General features: G+C 70.2%; 19 protein-coding genes and 2 pseudogenes. 14 read left to right on the top strand and 7 right to left on the bottom strand.

All coding sequences use genetic code 11. From position 1 onward, the window contains the following. Positions 1 to 52: 52 nt before the first annotated feature. The 3 genes from GFH48_RS34645 to GFH48_RS34635 all read left to right on the top strand — a co-directional run bounded on the left by GFH48_RS34645 (position 53) and on the right by GFH48_RS34635 (position 2,260). Positions 53 to 520: an MSMEG_6728 family protein gene (locus tag GFH48_RS34645; protein ID WP_153292019.1), complete on the top strand. Its 468-nt coding sequence runs from the start codon at positions 53 to 55 to the stop codon at positions 518 to 520. Between the two features lie 225 nt (positions 521 to 745). After that, a complete protein-coding gene (locus GFH48_RS34640; protein WP_153292018.1) occupies positions 746 to 922 on the top strand; it encodes a CsbD family protein in 177 nt (58 codons plus the stop codon). Positions 923 to 1,348: 426 nt separating this feature from the next. Continuing rightward, positions 1,349 to 2,260: an SDR family oxidoreductase gene (locus tag GFH48_RS34635; protein ID WP_194280758.1), complete on the top strand. Its 912-nt coding sequence runs from the start codon at positions 1,349 to 1,351 to the stop codon at positions 2,258 to 2,260. A 64-nt stretch (positions 2,261 to 2,324) separates the two neighbouring features. Here the strand turns inward: GFH48_RS34635 and GFH48_RS34630 are convergent, their stop codons facing one another. Further along, positions 2,325 to 2,564: a hypervirulence associated TUDOR domain-containing protein gene (locus GFH48_RS34630; protein ID WP_194280757.1), complete on the bottom strand. Its 240-nt coding sequence runs from the start codon at positions 2,562 to 2,564 to the stop codon at positions 2,325 to 2,327. Positions 2,565 to 2,813: 249 nt separating this feature from the next. Here GFH48_RS34630 and GFH48_RS34625 point away from each other — a divergent pair, with 249 nt between their 5' ends. The 3 genes from GFH48_RS34625 (at position 2,814) to GFH48_RS34615 (ending at position 5,638) form a co-directional block, all read left to right on the top strand. Continuing rightward, positions 2,814 to 3,290, top strand: coding sequence for an SRPBCC family protein (locus tag GFH48_RS34625; RefSeq protein WP_153292016.1), 477 nt, complete (start codon positions 2,814 to 2,816; stop codon positions 3,288 to 3,290). Positions 3,291 to 3,354: 64 nt separating this feature from the next. Beyond that, positions 3,355 to 4,971 (top strand): phytoene desaturase family protein, encoded by a 1,617-nt coding sequence (locus tag GFH48_RS34620; protein WP_194280756.1) that lies wholly within the window; start codon positions 3,355 to 3,357, stop codon positions 4,969 to 4,971. A gap of 472 nt (positions 4,972 to 5,443) precedes the next feature. After that, positions 5,444 to 5,638 carry a hypothetical protein gene (locus tag GFH48_RS34615; RefSeq protein WP_153292015.1) on the top strand — a complete coding sequence of 65 codons (195 nt, stop codon included), beginning with the start codon at positions 5,444 to 5,446 and terminating at the stop codon, positions 5,636 to 5,638. A gap of 397 nt (positions 5,639 to 6,035) precedes the next feature. Here GFH48_RS34615 and GFH48_RS34610 read toward each other — a convergent pair whose 3' ends face one another. Next, positions 6,036 to 6,245 carry a DUF6243 family protein gene (locus GFH48_RS34610; RefSeq protein ID WP_153292014.1) on the bottom strand — a complete coding sequence of 70 codons (210 nt, stop codon included), beginning with the start codon at positions 6,243 to 6,245 and terminating at the stop codon, positions 6,036 to 6,038. A 564-nt stretch (positions 6,246 to 6,809) separates the two neighbouring features. Here GFH48_RS34610 and GFH48_RS34605 point away from each other — a divergent pair. From GFH48_RS34605 to GFH48_RS34590, 4 genes and pseudogenes are all read left to right on the top strand, one after another. Beyond that, positions 6,810 to 7,391, top strand: coding sequence for an LOG family protein (locus tag GFH48_RS34605; protein WP_153292013.1), 582 nt, complete (start codon positions 6,810 to 6,812; stop codon positions 7,389 to 7,391). A 334-nt stretch (positions 7,392 to 7,725) separates the two neighbouring features. Further along, a complete protein-coding gene (locus tag GFH48_RS34600) occupies positions 7,726 to 10,044 on the top strand; it encodes an ATP-binding protein (protein WP_153292012.1) in 2,319 nt (772 codons plus the stop codon). 213 nt (positions 10,045 to 10,257) lie between these two features. Next, complete coding sequence (locus tag GFH48_RS34595) at positions 10,258 to 11,166, top strand: PIG-L deacetylase family protein (protein WP_153292011.1); 909 nt, start codon at positions 10,258 to 10,260, stop codon at positions 11,164 to 11,166. A 101-nt stretch (positions 11,167 to 11,267) separates the two neighbouring features. After that, a pseudogene (locus GFH48_RS34590) lies at positions 11,268 to 11,416 on the top strand (FKBP-type peptidyl-prolyl cis-trans isomerase); the annotation flags it as partial. 602 nt (positions 11,417 to 12,018) lie between these two features. On the opposite strand, the gene GFH48_RS34585 reads toward GFH48_RS34590, so the two are convergent. Then, a complete protein-coding gene (locus tag GFH48_RS34585; RefSeq protein WP_194280755.1) occupies positions 12,019 to 13,611 on the bottom strand; it encodes a multicopper oxidase family protein in 1,593 nt (530 codons plus the stop codon). A 683-nt stretch (positions 13,612 to 14,294) separates the two neighbouring features. Here GFH48_RS34585 and GFH48_RS34580 point away from each other — a divergent pair. Next, positions 14,295 to 14,861: an RNA polymerase sigma factor gene (locus GFH48_RS34580; protein ID WP_153292009.1), complete on the top strand. Its 567-nt coding sequence runs from the start codon at positions 14,295 to 14,297 to the stop codon at positions 14,859 to 14,861. Beyond that, positions 14,858 to 16,090 (top strand): CU044_5270 family protein, encoded by a 1,233-nt coding sequence (locus GFH48_RS34575; protein ID WP_153292008.1) that lies wholly within the window; start codon positions 14,858 to 14,860, stop codon positions 16,088 to 16,090. The genes GFH48_RS34580 and GFH48_RS34575 overlap by 4 nt, the downstream gene beginning before the upstream one ends. 1,209 nt (positions 16,091 to 17,299) lie before the next feature. Here the strand turns inward: GFH48_RS34575 and GFH48_RS34570 are convergent. From GFH48_RS34570 to GFH48_RS34560, 3 genes and pseudogenes are all read right to left on the bottom strand, one after another. Beyond that, positions 17,300 to 17,725: pseudogene (locus GFH48_RS34570) on the bottom strand (LLM class flavin-dependent oxidoreductase); the annotation flags it as partial. 94 nt (positions 17,726 to 17,819) lie between these two features. Next, the gene (locus GFH48_RS34565) at positions 17,820 to 18,008 is read right to left on the bottom strand and encodes a hypothetical protein (protein ID WP_228121094.1); all 189 of its coding nucleotides are present in this window, start codon (positions 18,006 to 18,008) and stop codon (positions 17,820 to 17,822) included. 17 nt (positions 18,009 to 18,025) lie between these two features. Then, the gene (locus GFH48_RS34560; protein WP_153292007.1) at positions 18,026 to 18,814 is read right to left on the bottom strand and encodes an SDR family oxidoreductase; all 789 of its coding nucleotides are present in this window, start codon (positions 18,812 to 18,814) and stop codon (positions 18,026 to 18,028) included. Positions 18,815 to 18,999: 185 nt separating this feature from the next. On the opposite strand from GFH48_RS34560, the gene GFH48_RS34555 reads away from it, so the two are divergent. Then, on the top strand, positions 19,000 to 19,878 hold the full coding sequence (locus GFH48_RS34555) for a helix-turn-helix transcriptional regulator (protein ID WP_153292006.1): 879 nt from the start codon (positions 19,000 to 19,002) through the stop codon (positions 19,876 to 19,878). A 217-nt stretch (positions 19,879 to 20,095) separates the two neighbouring features. Here GFH48_RS34555 and GFH48_RS34550 read toward each other — a convergent pair whose 3' ends face one another. Further along, positions 20,096 to 20,680 (bottom strand): TetR/AcrR family transcriptional regulator, encoded by a 585-nt coding sequence (locus tag GFH48_RS34550; RefSeq protein ID WP_153292005.1) that lies wholly within the window; start codon positions 20,678 to 20,680, stop codon positions 20,096 to 20,098. Between the two features lie 175 nt (positions 20,681 to 20,855). Here GFH48_RS34550 and GFH48_RS34545 point away from each other — a divergent pair, with 175 nt between their 5' ends. After that, positions 20,856 to 21,797 carry an SDR family NAD(P)-dependent oxidoreductase gene (locus tag GFH48_RS34545; protein ID WP_153292004.1) on the top strand — a complete coding sequence of 314 codons (942 nt, stop codon included), beginning with the start codon at positions 20,856 to 20,858 and terminating at the stop codon, positions 21,795 to 21,797. Positions 21,798 to 22,245: the final 448 nt, after the last annotated feature.

Here is a 22,245-nt window from a genome sequence, read left to right as displayed (position 1 = left end):
CCTGACCGCACGTAAGTGTCTGAGCGTGGTCCAGCCGCGGTAGGCATCCCGTGTGCAGACCTTTCTCCCCTATCCCGACTTCATGCAGTCCGCCGCGGTCCTGGACCAGGCACGGTTGGGCAAGCAGCGGGTCGAAGCCCTACAGGTGCTGAGGGGTCTGACCGTGCCCGGCTACGGATGGCGGAACCATCCTGCGGTACGCATGTGGATCGGCTACGAGGAGGCCCTGGTCCGCTACGGCCTGGACGTGTGCGCCATGTGGACGGCGGAGGAGCGCGCCGACACCTGCGCCGCCACGCTCGCCGCCGAGTTCCACCTGCACCGGCCCGGTGCACCCGTGCGGATGCAGGAACAGCTCGACGAGGAGGGTGAGCTGCCGCCGTGGCTGGGAGAGCTCGCCTTCCACCGCAGCCACCAGTCAGCCCTGCTGCGCAAGGCACCGGAGATCTACGCACCGTTCTTCCCGGATGTCCCCGACGATCTCCCCCATGTCTGGCCGACGTCCGACAGGGCCTCGTAGACCCCGGTCAGCGCCTCGGCCCATTGCCCCACCTTCAGCTGAACGGCTGCTCCGCCGAGTCCGCCCACTGAGGCCGCTCGCAGAGAATGTCGCCGCCGACTGCACCCCCCTTTATTTCGTTAACCGCCATATCCCATGGGTTTCCCACGAGGCTCCCCACCCGAAGGCGTAACCTGGAGTAAGTCCAGGTTTGATCCCTCTCCAGCGAGACGGGGTGTGAGAGTTATGGCCGCAAACCAGAAGGCCAAAGCCAAGGGTGAACGAGCCAAAGGCAAGGTCAAGAAGGTGGTCGGAGACGCGGTAGGCAACGAGTCCATGGCCGCGAGTGGGCGCATGCAAGAGTCCAAAGGCGACCTGCGCGCCGCCAAAGAGAAGGCCAAGGACGCGATCCGCCCCAAGTAGTCGTGCATAGCGCCCGGCTCCCGGCAGCCACATCGTCCGGCTGCCGGGATACGCACACTTCGAGGTCGGCCCCGGTTGCCGCGCTCTCCGCAACAGCCGCCACGAACATTTTCTCCGCGGGCTTGCTGCGAGGCGCGCCCCATCCACCCCTATCGTGCTCACAGTGGCTTCCCGCCCTGTCGGGGCTCTGGAGATCCAACGCTCCCTTCAGGGCCCCGACTCAAGCACCGGGTCGCATTTGGATGGACGCCGCGCTCGTCAATACCCCTGGGCCATGGCGTGTCTGCCGCTTTTTTGCTGTTCCCGTCGAAGGGTCGACCCTTCCGGCGCGGGGTTGTATCACCCGGTGGGGCCCTCGTGGCAGGTGGCGGACGGGAGGGCGTGGTCGACTGACCGGACGGTGCCACGCAGCCAGCAGGAGGAGCAGTGACACAGAGCCGGCTGTGCGGGCGCGTGGCGGTGGTCACCGGGGCGGCGCGGGGCGTGGGAGAAGCAACGGCCCGCAATCTCGCGCGACGGGGGATGCGGGTCGCGTTGCTCGGACGCGAGCTGGAATCCCTGCGACGCGTCGCGCACAGTCTGCCCACCGACACCTGCTGTTTCGAGGTCGACGTCACCGACGACGCCGCCCTGCAAGGTGCCGCGCGCGATACCGCGGCGCGGCTGGGGCCGGCTTCGGTGGTCGTGGCGAACGCCGGAATCGCTGTCGCGGGCCCGTTCGCCGCCAGCGAGGCAGCACTCTTCAACCGTGTCATCGACGTCAACCTCATCGGCAGCGCGAACACAGCCCGCGTGTTCCTGCCCCACCTGCTGAACACACGCGGCTACTTTCTTCAGATCGCCTCGACGGCCGCCTTCGGTTCGTCGCCCCTGATGAGCGCCTACTGCGCATCCAAAGCGGGAGCGGAGTCCTTTGCACAGGCCCTGCGCACCGAGCTGCGCCCTGCGGGCGTCGGCGTAGGCATCGCCTATCTCCACTGGACCGGCACCGACATGATCGACGCCCGCGACGATCACCCTGTACTGCGCGCTTTGCGTGCCCACCAGCCTGCGCCCATCCGCCGGGTCCACACCCCCGACCAGGTCGCCGTCTGGCTGACCCGCGGTATCGAACGTCGCGCCACCAGCGTCTACGCACCACCCTGGTTGCGTCTCGTGCAGCCTCTGCGCCCGTTGCTCCCCCTGATCGTCTCCCGCATCGCCCGCCGCTCCCTCGCCGCTCTTTCGGCCGCGGAACTGCACAGCAGCACAGGCGTCCTGGGAGCAGGCGGCCGCGCGGACTGGGAGGCCCACCCGCCGGCACCGCCCGCACGGCCCGCCACCCCGCCTCAGTGCTGAAACGTCCGCCGGAGCGGAAGACGGTCTCGTGCCGGGTCATATTGAGCAGCGGGACACAGCGGGACTACTTGCTCTTCTTCTTCAGCGCGGAGGGCTTGTGCACAGCGGTACGTCCTGACTTGTCACTGCGTACCTCGTACTGCGGCTCGTCCGGTGAGGCGTCCACGGTCCTGCCCGCAGCCTCCGTCCGCCTGGTGATCTTCTTTTCGACGGTGCCCGAGGCCGTGCTGCCGTGGCTGTTCCAGGCGACCTTGTCGCCCTTGGACGGGTCCCGCCTCCTCGATGGCACATGATCCTTCGCCATGTTCGCCTCCCATACTGTGCCCATCACCTACCACCGTGACGGCGCGCGCACCATTTCGCACCCGCAGGCGTGCCCCGTCGGAGGCAGGACCGCTCCACTTCTGGGAACAGTCCGGTGTTTTGTATGCAGAGCGGCCAGGGCACCGGCGCGCTCCCCCTTCGGCCCGGTGTCCTCGCGCAGGAGTCCCCACCGGGGCCTAGCGTGGAAAACGCAGGGAGCGGCACGACACTTAGGACGCCGGAGGAAGACATGGCCGTACGCCATCGGTTGATCAGGAAATCTCCCGAGGACGTGTGGGAGGTTCTGTCCGACGTCAAACGGTACGGAGATTGGGTCGTCGGAACCTCACGGGTCGAACCGAGCGAGGGACAGTGGCCCCAACTGGGGGCCGCCCTCCGTTATCGCGTCAAAGTCGGTCCGCTCACCCTGGACAACCAGACCGTCGTACGCCGCAGCGAACCGGCATCGGTCCTCGAACTCGAAGCGGACAGCGGCTGCTTGGGCACAGCCAGGATCGCGATCGAACTACGGCCGTGGGGCGAGCACACTCTGCTGGTTTTCGACGAGCACCCGTTGCGCGGGGCGGGCGGCGCTCTGCACAACGGCCTCCTGGACGCCGTACAACAAGTTCGGCACCGCGTGATGCTGGCCCGTCTTGCCCGCCTGTGCGAGGAGACCGAGAGCTCCGCCCCCTACACCGCCCAACTGCGACCCCGCAGCGGCTGAACCAGCGTCAACGCCCGGAGGCAGTCTCTGAAGGCGACGCCAACTACCAAGCCGGGAGTGAGTCATGCCTGACGCAGTAGTGATCGGGGCGGGGCCCAATGGGCTGGTCGCGGCGAACCTCCTGGCCGACGCCGGCTGGAGCGTAGAGGTCCTGGAAGCCCAGGACAAGCCCGGAGGAGCGGTTCGACACGACCGCGGCGTCGACCCTGACTACACCAGCGACCTCTTCAGCGCCTTCTATCCGCTCGCTGCGGCATCTCCGGTCCTGGCCCGCCTGAACCTGGAGCGGGAGGGGCTGACCTGGAGCCACGCCCCGAAGGTGCTCGCCCACCCCTTGCGGGACGGCCGCTGCGCGGTTCTCAGTCGTGACCTGGAGGAAACTGCCGCAAACCTGGAGACGTTCGCCGTCGGCGACGGGGAGACGTGGAAGGAGCTGCGGGAGGTCTGGGAAGCTCTGCGGAGCAGCATCCTCACCGCGCTGTTCACCCCCTTTCCGCCACTTCGCGCCGGGGCCCGGCTGGCACTGCAACTGCGTGGGGCAGGTGGGCTGCGGCTGGCCAGGACCGTGCTCCTGCCGGTGCGGCGTCTGGGCGAGGAGGAGTTTCGCGGCGAAGGCGGCAGGCTTCTGCTCGCGGGCAACGCCCTCCACGCGGACCTCGCACCGGAGGCGACCGGCAGCGGGGGCTTCGGCTGGCTCATGTCCATGCTCGGCCAGACCTATGGCTTTCCCGTTCCCGCCGGAGGCTCCGGGGCACTCACCTCCGCTCTCGTCCGCCGCCTGGCGCGCCGGGGAGGCATCGTCCGCTGTGGGGAACAGGTCACCGAGGTCGTCATCCGCGGTGGGCGGGCCGTCGGCGTCCGTACTCGGGACGGTGAGGCGGTCCAGGCTCGCAGAGCGGTCCTGGCCGATGTGTCCGCGCCGGCTCTGTACGGCTCCCTGGTGGGCGAACGGCACCTCCCTGGGCAATTGCTCCGCGACCTGAAGCGGTTCCAGTGGGACTTCTCCACCTTCAAAGTCGACTGGGCACTCAACGGGCCGGTGCCCTGGACCTGCCCTGAAGCCACTCAAGCAGGAACCGTTCACCTCGCGGAGGGTGTGGACGGCCTCACCCTCTTCGCCGCACAGATCGCCATGGGTCTCGTTCCGGACGAACCCTTTGTCCTCTTCGGCCAGATGACCACCGCCGACCCCCGGCGGTCGCCGCTGGGCACCGAGTCCGCCTGGGCCTACACGCACGTTCCACAACGGGTGCGGGGCGACGCCGGCGACGGTGGACTGACCGGAAGGTGGGACGTCCGAGAGCAGGAGGCGATGGCGAACCGCGTCGAGGCACAGGTCGAGCGTTACGCCCCCGGCTTCCGAGACCTCATCAGGGCTCGCCGTATTCTCGCCCCGCCCAGCCTGGAGAGCTTGGACGCCAACCTCCATGGGGGTGCCATCAACGGTGGGACCACGGCCTTGCATCAGCAACTGGCCCTCCGCCCTCTCCCCGGCACCGGCCGCCCGGAGACTCCCGTCCCTGGGCTCTACCTCGCTTCCGCCTCCGCCCACCCGGGCGGAGGCGTCCATGGCGCACCCGGGGCGAACGCCGCCAGAGCTGCCCTACGTCGGCGACGCACCAGTGCGCTGCCCCACCTGCAGAGCCGGCTGGCCCACCGCGACCGCCGGGGGCGACGTTGAGCCGACCACCACGGCGTCGGGGCCGATCCTCTGCCAACGACCATGGGTATACGTAAGTGCGTGCTCCGCGCCCACCAGGCTCGCCCACCAGAGAGGGCCGCACGCCTGCGGTCTCGGCACGCGGGCCCTGATTCACCGCATTCTCGCCGCTGTCCGGTGGATACGCACGCCGGCCGCCAGACCCGCTAGAAATGACCACAGGTGTCAACGTCCCGCCGGCCAGGCCCGACTCAGCGCCGCCCGGGCCCCTTCATGAGCCCGCCGCCCCGGACTGCGGACACGGCGTCGGACCGCTCGAAGAGCTGAATCGAGCGCTCCTCAGCACCCCGATGATGCGGCACGCGGACGGAAACAGCCGGGTGACTGCCCAGCCACTTTGCCACTCCTCGATCCCAGAGGTGCGGGCGAAGGGATGTCGATGTTCGGTCCTCAGACCGACGCCATATGAGGCATTAGCCCCCATTATGGATATATGAGCGCAGCCACCTTCATCTCAGGTCCGGCCCCTCACGGCCCCACCGCCCGCGGTGCGACCGCCTTCTCCATAGGACACCACCGCCACCTCCTCGGCGACGCCCTGCGCGCCGTGAAGGTGTTCGCGGGCGCGGCCCTCGACGTGGTCATACTCGGCGAGTACGGCGAGGAGGCAGGCGTACGACACCACTGAGCCACCGGCCGTCACGTCGTACGCCGCAACCGGCTACCGGCATCAGAAACGAGCCGATGTACCACGCTCACCGCCGCCCCGCTTGTGGCGTGCCTGGCGCCGGCCGGTTGGGTGAAACCGTCGTTCATGAAGCGTGCTTTTCCCATGTGGCGGGGCCCACGCGTGATGCCTGTCGGCCGAGGTAGTGGTGCTGCTGTCCTGGGGGTCGGATGAGCTGCCCGGATGGCTGACACGGACCCACTGATCTGAATCTGCGGCCGCCCCGGTGGGTCGGCTGAGACACGGGTGCTCGGCCGAGAGCTGAGCGGGACCGGCCGCGCCCGGTACTGCAGCAGGGCCCGGACCACGTGTCGCGGTCCGGGCCCCCCGTGCGGTGCCGTCCCGCGGCGGCGCCGCGTCAGCTCTGTGCGGTGTCGTCGCCCGTCTGCCCGGCGCCCTCGGCTGCGCCTGCCTTCTCGCGCATCTTGCGCACCAGCTCCGCCTTCTGGTCGGCTGCACTCCGGCGGTCGAGGTTGCGGTGCGGACCGTTGTTCTGCCGTTCGGCGCGGGACAGCTTCTTGCGCTGGCCGCCGCCCATGCCCACGGGGTTGTTGATGTTCTTGCTCACGGGTTCTCCCGGAATGTCGTGAAGTGATCTACGGATTCATCGGTGGGGGACGGGCACGGCGACGTCGAAGGACGTCAGCAGGGGCCCATCACACTCTCACTCGTAAATCAGCGTCTGGAAGAACATGAGCAAGACGTTACCTGGTCCCGTCGGCACCACATACCAAGTTTTTCTCCGTCCGGCGTCCGGCGTCGGGCGGACCGCGACGCCGGTGGCCGGGGCCTGATCGTGCCTGTGCGTCGAGCGGGACCGACTGCCCAAGCAACCGGCGGGCCGAGCGGTCGGGCCGGTTCACCTCGAACACCGCGACATGCCGCGCCGGCGGGTACCGCGGCGACAGACCCGCGCCAAAAGTAGCGGTGCCCTCCACCCCGACCCACCGCACCAGGCCCGGCGTGCGGACCCAGGCGAGCGGCCGACGGTAGCCGACCGCCGTGACCGGAAAGGACCTGGCGCCCACCGCGAGCCGTCCCACGGTCCCTTCCTCGCAGGAAAGGCCTTGGTCAGCGCCGGAGTGTCTGTGCTAGACCGAAGGATCCGCCACAACCGTTTCGGGAGATCTTCATGCGCCGTCTCGCCGTCTTTCTCGCCGCGTCCGACGGACACGACCCGGCGCATGCCGAGCTGGCCGCCGGCGTTGGCGCAGAGCTGGCCCGGCGAGGAATCGGTCTCGTCTACGGCGGTGGCCGCCGGGGCCTGATGGGCGTGGTGGCGGACAGCGCGCTGAAGGCGGGTGGCGAGGTCATCGGTGTCATGCCGCGCAGCATGGTCGAACGGGAGTGGGCGCACGAAGGGGTGACGGAGCTACTCATGTGCGACTCGATGCACGAGCGCAAGGCCCTCATGGCCGAGCGTGCCGACGCCTTCGTCGCCCTGCCCGGCGGTCTCGGCACCCTGGAAGAGATCTTCGAGGTGTGGTCCTGGCGTCAGCTCGGATTCCACGCCAAGCCCATCGGCTTCCTTGACGCCGGGGGCTTCTGGACGCCGCTGCTCGGCGCCCTGCGCGGCATCGCCGACTCCGGGTTCCTACCCGCATCCACTCTGGACGACCTCGCCGTCGCCCCCGATCTGCCCGGTTTGCTGGCGGCGCTGCAGGATCGGCTCCACAGCATCCCGCAGCCCGCCCACGGAGAGAATCTGCGGTAGCCGATCAGGTCCGCGGCGCGGCCGGCGAAAGCCGGGGGCCCCGATCACGAGGCGTCACGCCTTGTGACGTCCTCCTGCGCATCCGACGGCCATGCGTAGGGGTCGGCCGGGAGGCCGGCGCAGTCCGGTCAACGCCTCGATGCCGGCGTCCGGGGCATGGTGACTTCGTTCACCTCCGGCTGTGCCGCGCGGTTGAAGGTGACTTCGTTCACCTCCGGCCGTACCGCCGCACGGCAGCCGCACAGTGCCGGGCCGTGCGCACCGTTGATCGTCCATACTTCTGATCCAGGGAAGACCGCGCCCAGGGCCGGTCGCGTGGGGCGGGGGAACCATCATGGGCGTGGACAGCGCCTCGGGACCGGACGAGCTCGGGCGAATGCTGGTCGCGCTGCGCCGGGGCGCCGGACTCGGCCAGGAGCAGCTCGCCCACCTCGCGGGCATCAGCGTTCGCGCGTTGGCGGACATGGAACGCGGCCGGACCCGCGGCCCGCAGCGCGGCACCGTGCAGGCGCTGTGCGAGGCCCTGCGCCTGGAGCAGCCGGCAGCCGGTGAACTGGAGCGCGCCGCTGCCGCCGGCCGGCCGCGCGGTGAACGTACAGGCGACAGCCCGGCCGGCCACCCGCTCGCACTCCCCCGCGGCTTGAGTGACTTCACCGCTCGCCGCCGCTCCCTGGACGAGCTGGGGTCCCTGGTGGCAGCCGCCGAGGCCGCGCATCCGCCGGTCATCGTCGTCTGTGGCCAACCCGGGCTCGGTAAAACCGCGTTCGCGGTGCACGCCGCGCACAGCCTCGCGCCTTTCTTCCCGGACGGGCAGTTCGCTCTCGACCTCCACGGTATGGACACCGAGCCGACCGATCCGGGTGAAGCGCTGGCACGGCTGCTGCGCGCACTCGGCGTAGCCGACCGGGGCGTTCCCCCGGGAACGGAGGACCGGTCGGGCCTGCTGCGGTCCATGCTCGCCGAACGGCGCGTGCTCCTGCTTCTGGACAACGCCGGGACCGAGGCCCAGGTCCGGCCGTTGCTCCCCGCCACCGGACGTTCCCTGACGATCGTCACCAGCCGCGATGCCCTGGCCGGTCTCGAAGCCGTCCACCGCACCGAACTGTCAGTTCTGCGCCGGGAGGAGACGGTGGAACTGCTGACCCGCATCGTCGGACCGGAACGCGTCGGTGCCGAGGCTCAGGCCGCCCGGGACCTCGCCGACCTGTGTGGCAACCTGCCGCTCGCCGTGCGCATCGTGGGGCAACGGCTCGCCGCGAGACCCGGCGAACGCCTGCGCAAACTCGTCGGCCTGCTCGCCCAGGAGGAGCGCCGCCTCGACGGCCTGCGGGCCGGCGGCCTCCAGGTCCGCGCCGCCTTCGCCCTCTCCTACCGGCGACTCGGGCCGTCCGCCCGTACGGTCTTCCGTCGCGCGTCCCTCGCCGCGGGCAAGGATTTCGGGCCCGCGACGGCCGCTCTGCTCGCGGGTCTCTCGTCGGCGGAGGCCGCGCGGTGCGCCGAGGAACTGACAGACGCGGGACTGCTTCAGCCACATCCCTCCGAGGAACGTTACCGCTTCCACGATCTGCTCCGGCTCTTCGCCGAAGAGCGGGCCGTCGCCGACGACGGCCCCGAGACCTGCGCCGCCGCCCGCGACCTGACCGCCCGCTGGATACTGCGCCGGGCTACCGTCGCGGCCCTGCGCTTCGACGCCGACCGACACCACGACACACACGACGGCGACCCGGACCCCGCCACCGCGCCCGCCGACCGTGACCAGGCCCGCGCCTGGCTGGAGACCGAGCGCGACGAGTGGCTTTCCGCCCTCAAGCTGGCCCATGCCACCGGCCGTCATCGAGAAGTCGTCGACGCGGCGGAGGCCATGCACTGGTTCTCCGACCTCAACCAGCACTGGGGCCTGTGGGCCGAGGTGTTCAGGTCCGCCGTCGAATCGTCCCGCGCTCTCGGCAGCAGGCAGGACGAGGCGGTCCACCTCAACTACCTGGCGTGGGCCTACAACAACTGCTGCTACGACCACACCGCCGCTCTGCAGACCGCCGAACTCGCCCTCACCGCCGCCCGCGAGATCGCCGACACCCTGCAGACCGGCTGGGCGCTCGGCTACGCCGCCGGAGCCCTGCAGCGACTGGGCAGGGTCGGCGAGGCCATAGGCCGACTCCGCGAAGCCGCCGCCTGCCTCAAGGGCCAGACCTCGGCCGGCGGACGGCTCGCCGAACTCTCCGTCCTGAACACACTCGGCAACAACCTGCGCGATGTCGGCCGTGCGGAGGAAGCGCTGGCCGTCCACCGCCGCAGCGAGGTGATCTGCCGTACCGGCATGCCCGGGCAGTCAACCGACCTGATGGCCGTCTATCACGCCGTCGCACTCGCCGAGACCGGCCGCGACTTGGCAGCCCTGCGCCGCTGGGGCGAGGCCGAAGAACCGCTGCGCCGGGCCGTCACCACATTCGAGAGGGCCCGGATGGCTGCCTGGAGCGAACCCGCCCGGCTCGACCTCGGGCGCGTGCTCCGACACCTGAACCACCTCGATGAAGCCCGGGACTTTCTGCGCGCGGCCGACGACGCCCTCGGCGGCCTCAACAGCCCCCGCCAGGCGGAGGCTTCCGCGGAACTGGTCGAACTCGACCGGATGCGGACCGCCCGGGGCCGATGAGTCCGCCGCCGGTCGGACGGAACTCCCGGTACCGGCAGAAGTGGACCGGACGCCAGATCTGCCGGTGGAAGTGCCTGGGCTGCCGGGCGCCACAGTGATCGACTGTTCCCGGAATTCCGGCCGTGCGCACGGGACTTCCGCGGGGCCTGCCGCGGCCGGGGGCGTGACGCCGGCAGGCCGGGCACCGTACACACCGAGGGAACGGATCATGGCATGAGTGACGGACAGCAGATGACGAGGCGCCAGATGCTGGTGGCCGGGGCACTGACCGGGGCCGCGGTGGCGAGCAGCACGCTCTGGGCGCCGAAAGCCTCGGCGGCGGCGGCACCGGCGATCTTCTACTCGCCGCACCAGGACGACGACGCGCTGGGCCTCGCCGGGTCCATCCTGGAGCACAAGGCCGCCGGCCGGCCGGTGTACCTGGTCCTCGTGACCAAGGGGGAGAACGGCGACCTGGCGACGCTGATGAACGGGGACCCGTGCCCGCTGACCACGTGGGGGGCGTCCAGCCACCCGTGCGCTGCGGGCGGCCACCACAACCTTTCGTGGCCGACGGACGGGACGAGCATGATCGTACCGGGCCGCACCGCGGAGTTCATGGCCTCGGCGAAGAACCTCGGGGTCGACAAGATCATCAACTTCAATCTGAGCGACGCCGCGTACGGAGCCCCGGATGTCTACAACGCGTTCGTGAACAAAGTGAAGGCGAAGGTCAAGGCCCTCGCGCAGCAGTACCCGGGCGCCTCGCACAAGTTCACCGCAGGCTGGCTGGAGGTCACCGACACCCACAAGGCCATCTCCGACGCCGCGTATCTCCTCATGAAGGAGGGCGTGTTGACGGACGTACGGTTCAACTACGTCTACGCCTACGACAAGCCGGTGAGTCAGCGGGCCAGCGGCGCCGCGTACGTGCTGAACATCCCGTCGAACCACATGACCATCAAGCGCAACTCGATCTACTGCTACAACACCTGGGACCCGAGCAGGAACTTCTACGCACTCGGATACCACAGCGTGCCCGACAAGCTGGAGAGCGCGCACGCCGACCCCAGGGAGTTCGTGTTCACGATCCCCTCGGGCTACCGGACCGGGCAGATCACCCAGCCCATGACGTCCTGGTAGCGAGACCGGCGGTGACCTCCGCCGGATGGCAGGACACGTGTGGCCGCCGGCTCCGGTGTGCTCCGGGGGCCTGCACGCTCGGTGGCGTCACCATCTGCTGGGTCATCAAGGGCTGGGACCGGGGGTGAGGGGGATGAAGGTAGGCGGCCGGCGCGAGATCATCGTTCCCCCGCGTCTCGGCTACGGCAACCAGTCGCCCTCGCCGCTGATCCCGGCGGGCTCGCCCCTGGTCTTCGTCGTGGATCTGCTTGACGCGTATTCCAGCATCACCGGGTGGAGCAACGCCTGGTGCCCCTGGCCGTCCGCTCCCACGATGCCGTCGGCGGGACATGGGCCGAAAGCACCGAGGTCCGTGGCCCTCGGTGCTTTCGGCGTCGGGCGGCGCAGGGATTCTGATGGTGAGGACGGCCATGTCGTCGTGGCCGTCGCTCGGGTGATGGTCGGCGAGGGTGTCGAGCAGCTCCCGCAGGGGCAGACGGGGCCGTGCGAACGATCAGCTCCAGGATGTCGGACAGGTCCTGATCCCGGCTGATGACCGCTTCATACAGTTCGTGCAACCGGTTCTGGCCGCGCGTCGGAGCCACGAGCTGCTCGGCGATCTGCGCCGGCTCCGTACCCAGCCGTAACCGGCGGGCCCCACCAGGAGCCTCGCCCGGGCTCTCCGTCACCGCACGCCCGCTCGCGGTCCACAGGGTGATCTGAACATCACGCCGGTCTTTCGCCCGTACCCTCCTCCGTCTCGGATTGGCCCGTCAGCGGTATGTCCCGAAACCGTGCACAGTCCTCGATGTCGGCGAGCCCGGCGTCGCGCCCAAGCACCTGGCCGTCCAGGACCGCTGTCTTGCGGTTCTGTCAACGTTCGACGTAGTCGACGGTTTGCATCATGCCGAGGTCTTCGTGGTGCAGTTGGTGGCAGTGGGCGATGGTGCGGCCGGTGAAGTCCTCGTACCGGACCAGGAAGGTGGCGGAGTCTCCGGGGGCGCCGCCGGCCAGGGCGATGGTGTCGTGCCAGACCGGTGGGTCGAGCCGCCGGCCGTTGCGGTGGGTGAGCAGGACCTGGTTGGTGTGCAGGTGGAAGGGGTGGCTGTGGGCCGGCATTGTCTCGTCGGTGCGGACGGTCCAGCGTTCGACGGTGCCGAGTCGCAGCGTGTGGTTGGTGTATTGGGGGTCGAAGAGGCCGTAGGCGGGGTCGCGGGTGAGGTCGCCGCCGGGATCGGCCGCGGGCGTCGGGTGGGTGCCCAGGACGCGGAAGGCGTTCGGGAACGCGCCGGCGAAGACTCTCTCATCGGTGTGGAAGACCACTTCACGGTCGGCGCCGGGTTCGGTGATGTCCCCGTCGTCGAGGAAGGGTCTGCCCGGCGGCAGCGACGCCGGCAGTGCCATCGTCGGTTCGACGGGGTCTCCCGCGACCTCGACCGTCATCATGGGGCCGGGCAGCCCGTCGGCCCGCAGTTCGTACCGGCCGGGCGCGTCGCCCCGGACCAGGACGTCGGCGCGGTTGCCCATGGCCAGGTCCAGCAGGTCGAGCGCGACGGGCCTGGTGAGGGTGACACCGTCCTGTGCGATCTGATGCATCGTCAGGTTGCCCTGTTCCGCGACGACTTGGAGCCGCAGGGCGGTGAACGCGGTCGCGGCGACCATCCGCCACCGCTGGACCTCGCCGGGACGCAGCCGCAGGGTGGGATTGACCGTGCCGTTGACGGTGAAGGTGGAGGGAATCCCGGCCATCCATCCGCCGGAGGTGAAGGCGGGGACCTTGCCGTCCTTGAGTTTCAGTTCGTTGATGCACAAGACGATGTCCGCGGCGGCCCTGATCTCGGGGATTTCGTCGATGTCGCCCTCGACGACGATCACTCCGGTCATGCCGCCGACGATCTGCTCGGCGATGGCTCCGTGCAGGTGCGGGTGGTACCAGTAGGTGCCGGCGGGGTGGCCTGCCGGGATCTGAACAGTCGTCACATACCGCGGCTCCGGGGCGCCGGCGGCGGCCTCGTCCACGGTGCGTGGGGCGAACTCCCGCAGCACGTTGTCGGCGTCCCCGGACGGGGAGACGTGCATCCCGTGGGTGTGCAGGTTGAAGCTGTTGGGGCGGTGCGGTGTGTTGCGGCCGCCAGTGTGGGGCGGATTGGGCGGCAAGCCGTTGACGTGCGTCAGCCGTAGGGTCTGTCCGCCGCGTACGCGCAGGGTCGGACCCGGGATCGTCCCGTTGTAGGTACGCGTGGTGACCCGGCCGTAGCCCGGTACAAGAACGTCCGTGAGCCGGACATCGAGCGTCTGCTCCACCACCTGGGCCCCCGGGCCGGGCACCGGTGGCGAGGTCGGCACGGCAGGTTGCGGGAAGGGCGCCGGTGCTGTCGCCATGCGCCGCCGGGCCGTCAGGATGTCCGCGGGCACGGCCGCGAGAGCGGCGACGGGAAGGGCCGACAGCACCGAACGGCGGCTCACTCCACGGTTTCCTCTCATAGCCGGGCAATCTAACTCACTACGGACCAGAGAGCCCGGGCGGCGCAACCGAGCATGGCGCACCACCGCGAGCCGGAAGCCCAAAGAGACCGGCTGGAGCGGGAGTCGGCGTGGCCGGCAACCGCACAGCACGGCTTCATCAGCCGCCGGACATCCCTCGCTCTCGCCCGCGGGTAGGCCCGCCGTGGACGGCGGCCTGCGCGGAGGCCGCCGCCGACGCGCGGCACATTCGGGGTCACTTGCTCTTTCACGCCGCCGTGTGTGAGCTTCCGGGACCGCATCCGCACGCGGCGCCGGCCCTCGACGCGCGACGCCCGACCGGACGGCCGTTGTCCACGGGCCGCTTCCCAACCGAAATGCACGCCGGCGCCACCGCCGCCGACCGGCGCGGAGGCCACCACCCACAGGAGCACCGGGACCACCCCGGCGTTTTCGACGAGGAGCAGGAGCGGAGTGAGGACTGTCGTGATCTCGCCTGCGAGCGAGGGTGGGGTGGCGGGCCCCGAAGACGTCGCGCACGCGCTCGGGCAGTGACGCGGGACATGGCACGAGGCCGCTCTGCCGCGTGACGTCGATCACAGCACCAGGATTTGTGGCCCCTACGTGTAAGAACCGGGTCGCCACACGCATTGCTCGGTGAGAGATCCGAGATGAAGGGAGAGCGCGTGACGACTGTCGAGCGCTTTCGGGGTGTCTACGAGGAGTGCTGTCCGCGTGTCCTCGCCTACGCCACGAGCCTGGTCGGACGTGAACTGGGAGAAGACATCACCAGCGAGACGTTCACCGTCGCCTGGCGGCGGATGCGCGACATTCCCCACCCGGCACTGCCGTGGCTTCTCGGCGTGGCCCGCAACCTGGTGCGCGAAGTGCGTCGCCGGGATGCGCACCAGTACCTCGTCGCCGCGGAGGAAGCACAGCGCATCAGCAGTGGCGCCGAGACCCACGTCAGTGATGTCGCGGCAGTGGTCACCGACCGGCACATCGCACTGGAGGCCCTCGCGAGCCTGCCGGAGGCCGACCGGGAACTGCTGACGCTGATCGCCTGGCACGGCCTGAGTCCCAAGGAGGCCGCTCGGGTTCTGGACTGCACCACCGCGACGCTGACCGTCCGTCTGTACCGGGCCCGCCGCCGTCTGGAGAAGGCGCTGGAGACGGCACAGGCAGCAGAGACAGCGTCAACGGCTCCCCAGGAAGCCGCGTTTCCCACTCACCACCAAGGAGCCCCTGCGTGAAGAACACCACCAAGCGGTCCGGGCGGCCCGACGTCATGAAGGTGCTCGCGGACGCACGGCCCGACGCACTGGATCCGTCCCTGCCGGCAGACCCGGCACGGCAACAGGAGACCTTCGCCCGCATCGTCACCGACGCGGCGGACGGCCGCGTGGCGCGTCTTGCCGTACCGCGCCGCAGAAGCGGTTTCCGCCCTCTGGGGGCGGTGGCTCTCGCAGCCGTGGCGGCGTCCGTGGTGGCCGCCGCGGGCACGTTCGACTGGCAGGGGCCTGCCGATCGGCCTGTCGCGCGGCCGCAGGCCTCCGCCCCGACACGGACGTCCGACCCCGGGACGGACCTTCGCGTCGACGGCCACATCGAGCTGCTCGCCGCGGCCCGGAACGCGGAATCCGCGGCCGCCGAGGGAACGTACTGGCAGACCACCACGCAATCGCAGCACGTGGATGTCGCCGATGCGAACGGGCACCTCATCGCCGTGAGCAGTACGGGGACCGACCTGTGGTCCGTGGGAGTACGTTCTGGAACAGACAGCCTGATGGTCTCCGGGGAGAATTCCGCGACCGAGCCCAGGACGCCGGCGGACAAGAAGCGCTGGAACGCCGCCGGCTCGCCCCACACGGTCGTGGCCGAGGTCGGGAAGGCTTCCGGGAACGCCGAGGTCGCCTACACCATCGGGCCCGGTCGGCCGATGGTCATGCACACGAGTGTCGGCGACAAGATCTACGCCGTCGGTCCGGACAACGTCTCGTACAAGGACCTGCGTGCGCTGCCCTCCACCAGCGACGCGCTGCGCCGCTACCTGGAGACGTTGTACTCGCGGGACAACGGCGCGGACAGCGGTACGTCGGGCCGCAGTACCTGGATGCTGCGTCAGGCGGGCAACCTCATCACGATGCCCGTGAAGCCCGGCGTCCGGGCGGCGGCGTACCGGGTGATGGCCGACCTGCCCGGAGTCCGGGTGGTCGGCCATGTCACCGACCCGCTGGGCCGCACGGGCGTCGGAGTCGAGTTCCCCCAGTCCTACGGGACGCCGCTGGGGACCACCAGGGAGCGGCTGGTCGTCGACCCGTCGACCGGCGCGATGCTCAGTGATCAGACTCTGCTGGTCACCCCCTCGGCCAGGGCCAAAACGGCAGGTCTCGCAGCGGGCACGACGGTCGGCAACGCGGCGACCACCCGGATGGGCTGGGGCGAGCGGCAGATCAGCGTGCCGAAGAACGCCCGCGGCTGAGCCTGCGGCTCTCCCGGACTGCGGTGTCAGGGGTACGTCGTGGGCAGGTCAGCCTGCCCACGACGTACCCCGCACCGCCGACTCGCGGATCGGTGACCGATGCGCTTCGACAGGTCTCCGGCAGGTCTCCGGGCATGTCAACCACGCCCGGCCGGTCCCGTGATGAGTGGCGCTGGTCCGGCGGAACCCTGTCCTCGCCTTCCCAACTCCTTGAGAAAGCCTGTACCCATGCACCTCCACAGGGCCTCCCTCTCGGTGACCGCCGCGGTCATCGTCTCCGCACTGGGCGTCGCCGCGTACACGTACATACCTCACGAGAATTCCACGGTGGCATCGGGCAGGGCATCGGTCGCGGCCCGAGCCGCGGCCGCACAGCTCATGCCCACTCCTGACGCACCCCGGGTGACGGTGCAGCCGCGACCGGAGTTCCCCGGCCGGCTGCCGGGGCTCGGTCCGAAGACGCCGGCGCACGTCCCGGAGAACACCCGGCAGGTCCTCCTCGTCACGGGAGCCGGGAAGGCTTCCGCGTCTTCGAAGGCCGTGCTCTGGCAACGGATCGACGGGCGCTGGCATCCCGGGGCGGTATGGGCCGCGCACAACGGCTACAGGGGCTGGACCGACGAACACTACGCGGGTGATCTGCACAGTCCCATAGGGGTGTTCGGCCTCACCGACGCCGGCGGCCGCCTCGCCGACCCCGGCACCAAGCTGCCGTACCACCACTCCGGCGCCTTCTCGACCAACGACACCGGCATCGAGGGCGAATCGCTCAACGGCGTGTACGACTACGTCATCGCCATCAACTACAACCGGCAGCCCGGTACATCACCCATGGACGGCACCCATCCCTTGGGCGGGTACCGCGGCGGGGGCATTTGGCTCCACGTCGACCACGGCGGTCCTACTCACGCCTGCGTCAGTCTCTCCAGGGCTCACATGAAGCAGCTTCTGCGCGCGCTCGATCCCGCCGACCCCCCGTCGTGGTCATGGGCGACGCGGCCTCTCTCGCCCGATGACGGTCTCCCGGTCGGCAGGGGCAAACGTGCTTTCCCGTTCCCGCTTCCCCCTGATCGTCACCGCTTTGATCGGGGCACCGGTCCTCAGCGCCCGCACAGGACCGCTGGTAAGCACGCGATACCGCGCAGAACCGCGCGGGCCTCACGCGACCTGCTCGGCACAGCGGCCGGCGGCCGAGGCCAGGCAGTGGTGCGTGTGGCGGCGGGCCATGTCGGCGTCCGTCTCGCCCGGCGCCGGGTGGTAGCCGAACAGGCGCCAGCCGTCGATCACCTGTTCCGGTGAGCCGCGGCTGATGCCCAGTTGCAGCCGGCCGCCCGATATGAGGTCCGCGGCCCCCGCGTTCTCGGCCATGTAGAGCGGGTTCTCGTAGCGCATGTCGATCACGCCGGTGCCGATCTCGATCTTCGAGGTCCGCGCGGCCACGACCGCGAGCAGTGGGAAGGGGCTGGCCGCCTGCCGGGCGAAGTGGTGCACCCGGAAGTACGCGCCGTCCACGCCGAGTTCCTCGGCGGCGATGGCGAGGTCGATGGACTGGTGCAGCACGTCCGCGGCCGACCGGGCCTGGGAGGGGGCGCTGGGCGACCAGTGGCCGAAGGAGAGGAATCCGATGTTCTTCACGTCATGTCCTGTGGTGGGAGGCTGTCTGTGTCTTACGAGGTTCGACGGTCGGGCGGGGTGCGGCGCGGGCCGCACCCCTGCCGGTGTCTCGGGGTCAGGGCTTGGCGAGGACCTTCAGGCTCTTGCGGTCGGCCATGTCCTGGTAGCCGGCGGGTACGCCGTCGAGGTCGGTGGTGGCGTCGAGGATCTTTCCGGGCTCGATCAGGCCGTCGAGGATGTCGGGGATCAGTTCCTCGATGTAGGCGCGGACCGGCGAAGGGCCTGGGAGAGCGAACCAGGTCACCGCGCTTGACGGTGCTGTCAGCTGGGCTGGGCGGTCGGCATGATGAAGACCTGCGGGAGGTTGACCCGCAGCGGCAGGGCCGCGATGAAGCCGACCGTCTGCGCGATGTCCTCCGACCGGAGCCAGTCGATGCTCTCCTTCGACCCCTCGAGCCAGGCGCTGGCGCCCTCGTCGGTGACATGGGACTGCAGCTCCGTGCCCACGATGCCCGGCTCGATCGCCGAGACCCGCACCTTCTTCGTACCCAGCTCGACACGCAGGTGCTTGGACAGGTGGGAGACGAACGCCTTGGTGGCGGCGTAGACGGCGAACGTCGGGTAGAGGTTCTGCGCGGCGCTGGAGGACGTGTTGATCAGGTCGGCGACGCCGCGTTCGCCGGCGGCACGCACCAGCTGCGGGGTGAAGGCGCCGATGACGTTCATCAGGCCGGAGATGTTCAGGTCGATCTGGCGCTGCCACTGGTCGGCGCGCAGTTCCTCGACGGGGCCGGGGAGCATGACGCCGGCGTTGTTGAAGAGCAGGTCCGCGCCGCCCAGCTCCGCCTGCACGCGGTCGGCGGCGGCCTGGACCGCGGCGGCGTCGGTCACGTCGACGGCGACCGCCACAGCCGTACCGCCGCTCTTCGCGACGCGGGCGACGAGGTCGTCCAGCCGCTCGGCGCGCCGGGCCAGTACGGCGACCTTGGCGCCCAGCGACGCCAGGTGCTCGGCCGACGCCTCACCGATACCGCTCGACGCGCCGGTGACGACAGCCACCCGGCCGTGAAGGGGCTTCGTGGAGGCCGTGGCAGAAGTCTCGGTAGCCATGGAATGACACCTTCCGGGAAGATCAACGGATTTCGGAGAGGCCTGCGACGTCCGCGGCGCCTCCGCATCAAGCTGACCACCGCGGGAAGGACCCGAACGGCCCGAAGATGGCCCTGGTCAGACAGGTACTGGCAGGGCCACCCAGCGGGGGGGCGGGCGGTGTACGGCCGGTCCAGACTGGGTGTATGGACCGCAGCCGCGAGATCGCCGACTTCCTGCGCACCCGCCGCGCGCGGATCAGCCCCGAGTCGGCGGGGCTGCCCGCCGACGGGCGCACTCGCCGCGTCCCCGGCCTGCGCCGCGAGGAGGCCGCCCGCCTAGCGGGCGTGAGCAGCGAGTACTACACCCGCCTCGAACAGGGCAGGGCAGCACATCCCTCACCCGAGGTGGTCGACGCCCTGGCCCGCGCCCTGCGCCTGGACGCCACCGAGCACGAACACCTCACCGACCTCCTCGCCCGCCCCGGCGCGCGGCGCGCCCCGGTCAACCCGCAGCGGGTCCGCCAGGGTCTGCACCTGATGCTGCAGACCCTCGACCACGTGCCCGCCTTCGTCATCGGCCGGCGCACCGACGTCCTGGCTTCCAACCGCCTCGCGCGCGCCGTCCTCACCGATTTCGACGCGCTGCCCGTCCAGCGGCGCAACCTCGCCCGCTACTACCTGCTCGACCCTCAGGCTCGCGAACGCACCGTGGACTGGGAGCAGATCGCGTGCGAGACCGTGGCCATGCTGCGCCTGGAAGCGGGCCGCTGCCCAGGAGATCGTCGGCTCGCCGACCTGATCGGCGAACTGACCCTGAAAGCGCCCGAGTTCAGCACCTGGTGGAACGACCACCGCGTACTGCGCCATACCCACGGGGCTGTGCACTACTGGCACCCGCTTGTCGGCGACCTGCATTTCTCCTACGAGTCCATGCAACTGCCCGGCGATGACAACCAGACGCTGTGCGTCTACATGCCCGAGCCGGACTCCGCCACAGCCGGATCCCTGCGCATCATCAGCAGCTGGAACGCATCCACCACCGGCACCGCACCGGGCCCCCGCCCGACCGGTCCCGGCAGCTGAGCAGCCCCGGGTCCTCAGCGGGCCGACTCCTGAGCGGCACAGGGCCTGAGTGGTCCCCTGGCAGGGCCTTCCCGCAGGCAGTTCAGAGACCGGGGCGACCATCGGCGCGAACACAGGCTCCGCGGGCGCTCCCCGCAGGCTGCTGCTCGCGCGCGTACGACGCCCCCGGGCAGCCGCAGCACATCGGCCGCACCACCCCCTCCCACGGATGCGGCGGCTACGCGGTGGCCGTCGGGCCGTACTCGCGGTCAGGGGTGAGGCCGTCGAGGAGGAGGGTGATGAGCCGAGAGGCGAGATCACGCTCGTGTTCGTGTCCCGTGATGAGCGTGATGCCACCGAGTGCCATGAGGATGTCGTTCGGCGCCACGTCCTGGCGTACCTGTCCGGCGGCGATCCCAGCCTCCAGGAGCGTCGTCACGGCTGCCTTCAGGGCGTCGCGGCTGTGCAGACGCAGCCCTTCGCGGGTGGCCAGGATCACGGGCAGGGCGTCCGCCATGCCCCGCTTGGTGAGCATGTAGTCGACGAAGGCCTCCATCCACGTGCGCAGCGCGGCCTGTGGAGCCTTTTCGTTCAGCAGTTGCCGTGCCGACGCGCACAGCCGGTCGGTCTCGTTGCGATAGGTCGCCTCGATGAGGTCTTCGCGGGTGGGGAACCGGCGGTAGAGGGTCCCGATTCCGACGCCGGCCTCGGCCGCGATCGCCTTCATCGACGCCTCGGTGCCCTCCTGCGCGAAAGCCTGGGCAGCGACCTCCAGCAGGCGCTCGTGATTCGCCCGGGCATCCGCGCGCAGTGAGCGAGGCATCACATCTCCTTGCATGCGGAGCCGGGTCCGCTTACGGTGAGGCGACAGAAGCGGATTCGGCTCCGCTTACGGCACCCGGGAACCGGACTTGCATCCGCTTACGGCCAGTGTAGGCGGTCGCCTCACTGACACCCGTCCCCGGCACGGTCCGCCGGACGGAAACAGGAACAGGAACATGACACAGCTCATCACCACCCCCTTCGGTCCGCAGTCGACCGCGTCCGAGGTTGTCGCCGGCATCGATCTCACCGGGCGCAGCGCCATCGTGACCGGCGGCGCGGGAGGCCTCGGCCGCGAGACCGCCCGCGCGCTCGCCTCGGCCGGCGCCGAGGTCACCATCGCGGCCCGGACCGTGGAGGTCGGCACCACCGCCGCCCGGGAGATCGCCGACGAGACCGGCAACCCCCGCACCCGGGCCGCCCGCCTCGACCTGGCGGACCCCGCCTCCGTCGCGGCCTTCGTGTCCGACTGGACCGGACCGCTGCACATCCTGGTCGACAACGCCGGCGTCATGGCCACCCCCGAACTGCGCACCCCGGCCGGCCGGGAGCTGCAGTTCGCCACCAACCACCTGGGCCACTTCGCCCTGACCGTCGGTCTCCACGACGCCCTCGCCGCCGCCCGCGGCGCCCGGGTGGCCGTGCTCAGCTCCGTCGGACACGTCAACGGCCCGGTCCGCTTCGAGGACCCCGACTTCACCGCCGAGCCCTACGACCCCTGGCTGGCGTACGCCCAGTCCAAGACCGCGAACATCCTCTTCGCCGTGGAGGCCGCCGAGCGCTGGGCAGCCGACGACATCGCGGTCAACGCGCTCAACCCCGGACGGATCTGGGGAACGGGGCTCGGCCGCCACATGGACGCCCCGCCCGCCTCGTTCGACCCGTCGGGCAAGACCGGCGTCACGGAGAAGACCATCGCCCAGGGCGCCGCCACATCCGTCCTCCTGGCGGCATCCCCCCTGGTCCAGGGCGTCACCGGGAAGTACTTCGAGGACTGCCAGGAAGCCGGCCCCTTCACCCCCGGCGTCCGCCGCGGCGTCGCCGACCACGCCCTCGACCCCGACAACGCCCGCAAGCTCTGGGACCTGTCCCTACAGCTCACCACCTGCGGCCGGTGACCACAGCTGGATCTTGCGCTGTCGCCCCGCCCCGGGCGACAGCGCCCACCACTTCCCCGTCACGTGCCTCCGCGCCCCGCAGGTGCGCGCCGCCGCGACAACGGCCGTTCAGCGCGGGCGGCCAGACCCACACGAACGCAGATGGCGACCGCGGTCGGGCGGGCCGGGCCGATCTCACCGACAAGCCGGCCGTCCAGCCACATGTCTTCGATCTCTTGGCCCATGGAGCTGTGGATCAGCACGCCGACCGCCCCTGCCCAGAGGTGACTCCACACCTGCTCGGTGGACCTCCCCGTTCCTACGCGGTTGGCGTACGCGGATCGGGCAGCTGCGTCCGTGCGGCCGGGCGCTGAAGCGTCCGATCGGTTCAACGGGACCCGGCGTGCGGACTGTTTGCGGAGACATGAGCGCGGTGGGGCCGATACTTCCCCGGAGATCGACCGACCGA

Origin of the sequence: Streptomyces fagopyri (genome assembly GCF_009498275.1) — a bacterium.
GTDB lineage: Bacteria > Actinomycetota > Actinomycetes > Streptomycetales > Streptomycetaceae > Streptomyces > Streptomyces fagopyri.
The sequence above is the reverse complement of the archived record's forward strand: the minus strand, read 5'-3'. Positions and strand labels throughout refer to the sequence as shown.

Excerpts from the sequence above, each read along its gene's own strand:
- GFH48_RS34640 (WP_153292018.1), top strand. The coding sequence starts at position 746 with ATGGCCGCAAACCAGAAGGCCAAAGCCAAGGGTGAACGAGCCAAAGGC.
- GFH48_RS34630 (WP_194280757.1), bottom strand. The coding sequence starts at position 2,564 with ATGGCGAAGGATCATGTGCCATCGAGGAGGCGGGACCCGTCCAAGGGC.
- GFH48_RS34625 (WP_153292016.1), top strand. The coding sequence starts at position 2,814 with ATGGCCGTACGCCATCGGTTGATCAGGAAATCTCCCGAGGACGTGTGG.
- GFH48_RS34620 (WP_194280756.1), top strand. The coding sequence starts at position 3,355 with ATGCCTGACGCAGTAGTGATCGGGGCGGGGCCCAATGGGCTGGTCGCG.
- GFH48_RS34615 (WP_153292015.1), top strand. The coding sequence starts at position 5,444 with ATGAGCGCAGCCACCTTCATCTCAGGTCCGGCCCCTCACGGCCCCACC.
- GFH48_RS34605 (WP_153292013.1), top strand. The coding sequence starts at position 6,810 with ATGCGCCGTCTCGCCGTCTTTCTCGCCGCGTCCGACGGACACGACCCG.
- GFH48_RS34600 (WP_153292012.1), top strand. The coding sequence starts at position 7,726 with ATGGGCGTGGACAGCGCCTCGGGACCGGACGAGCTCGGGCGAATGCTG.
- GFH48_RS34595 (WP_153292011.1), top strand. The coding sequence starts at position 10,258 with ATGAGTGACGGACAGCAGATGACGAGGCGCCAGATGCTGGTGGCCGGG.
- GFH48_RS34560 (WP_153292007.1), bottom strand. The coding sequence starts at position 18,814 with ATGGCTACCGAGACTTCTGCCACGGCCTCCACGAAGCCCCTTCACGGC.
- GFH48_RS34555 (WP_153292006.1), top strand. The coding sequence starts at position 19,000 with ATGGACCGCAGCCGCGAGATCGCCGACTTCCTGCGCACCCGCCGCGCG.
- GFH48_RS34550 (WP_153292005.1), bottom strand. The coding sequence starts at position 20,680 with ATGCCTCGCTCACTGCGCGCGGATGCCCGGGCGAATCACGAGCGCCTG.
- GFH48_RS34545 (WP_153292004.1), top strand. The coding sequence starts at position 20,856 with ATGACACAGCTCATCACCACCCCCTTCGGTCCGCAGTCGACCGCGTCC.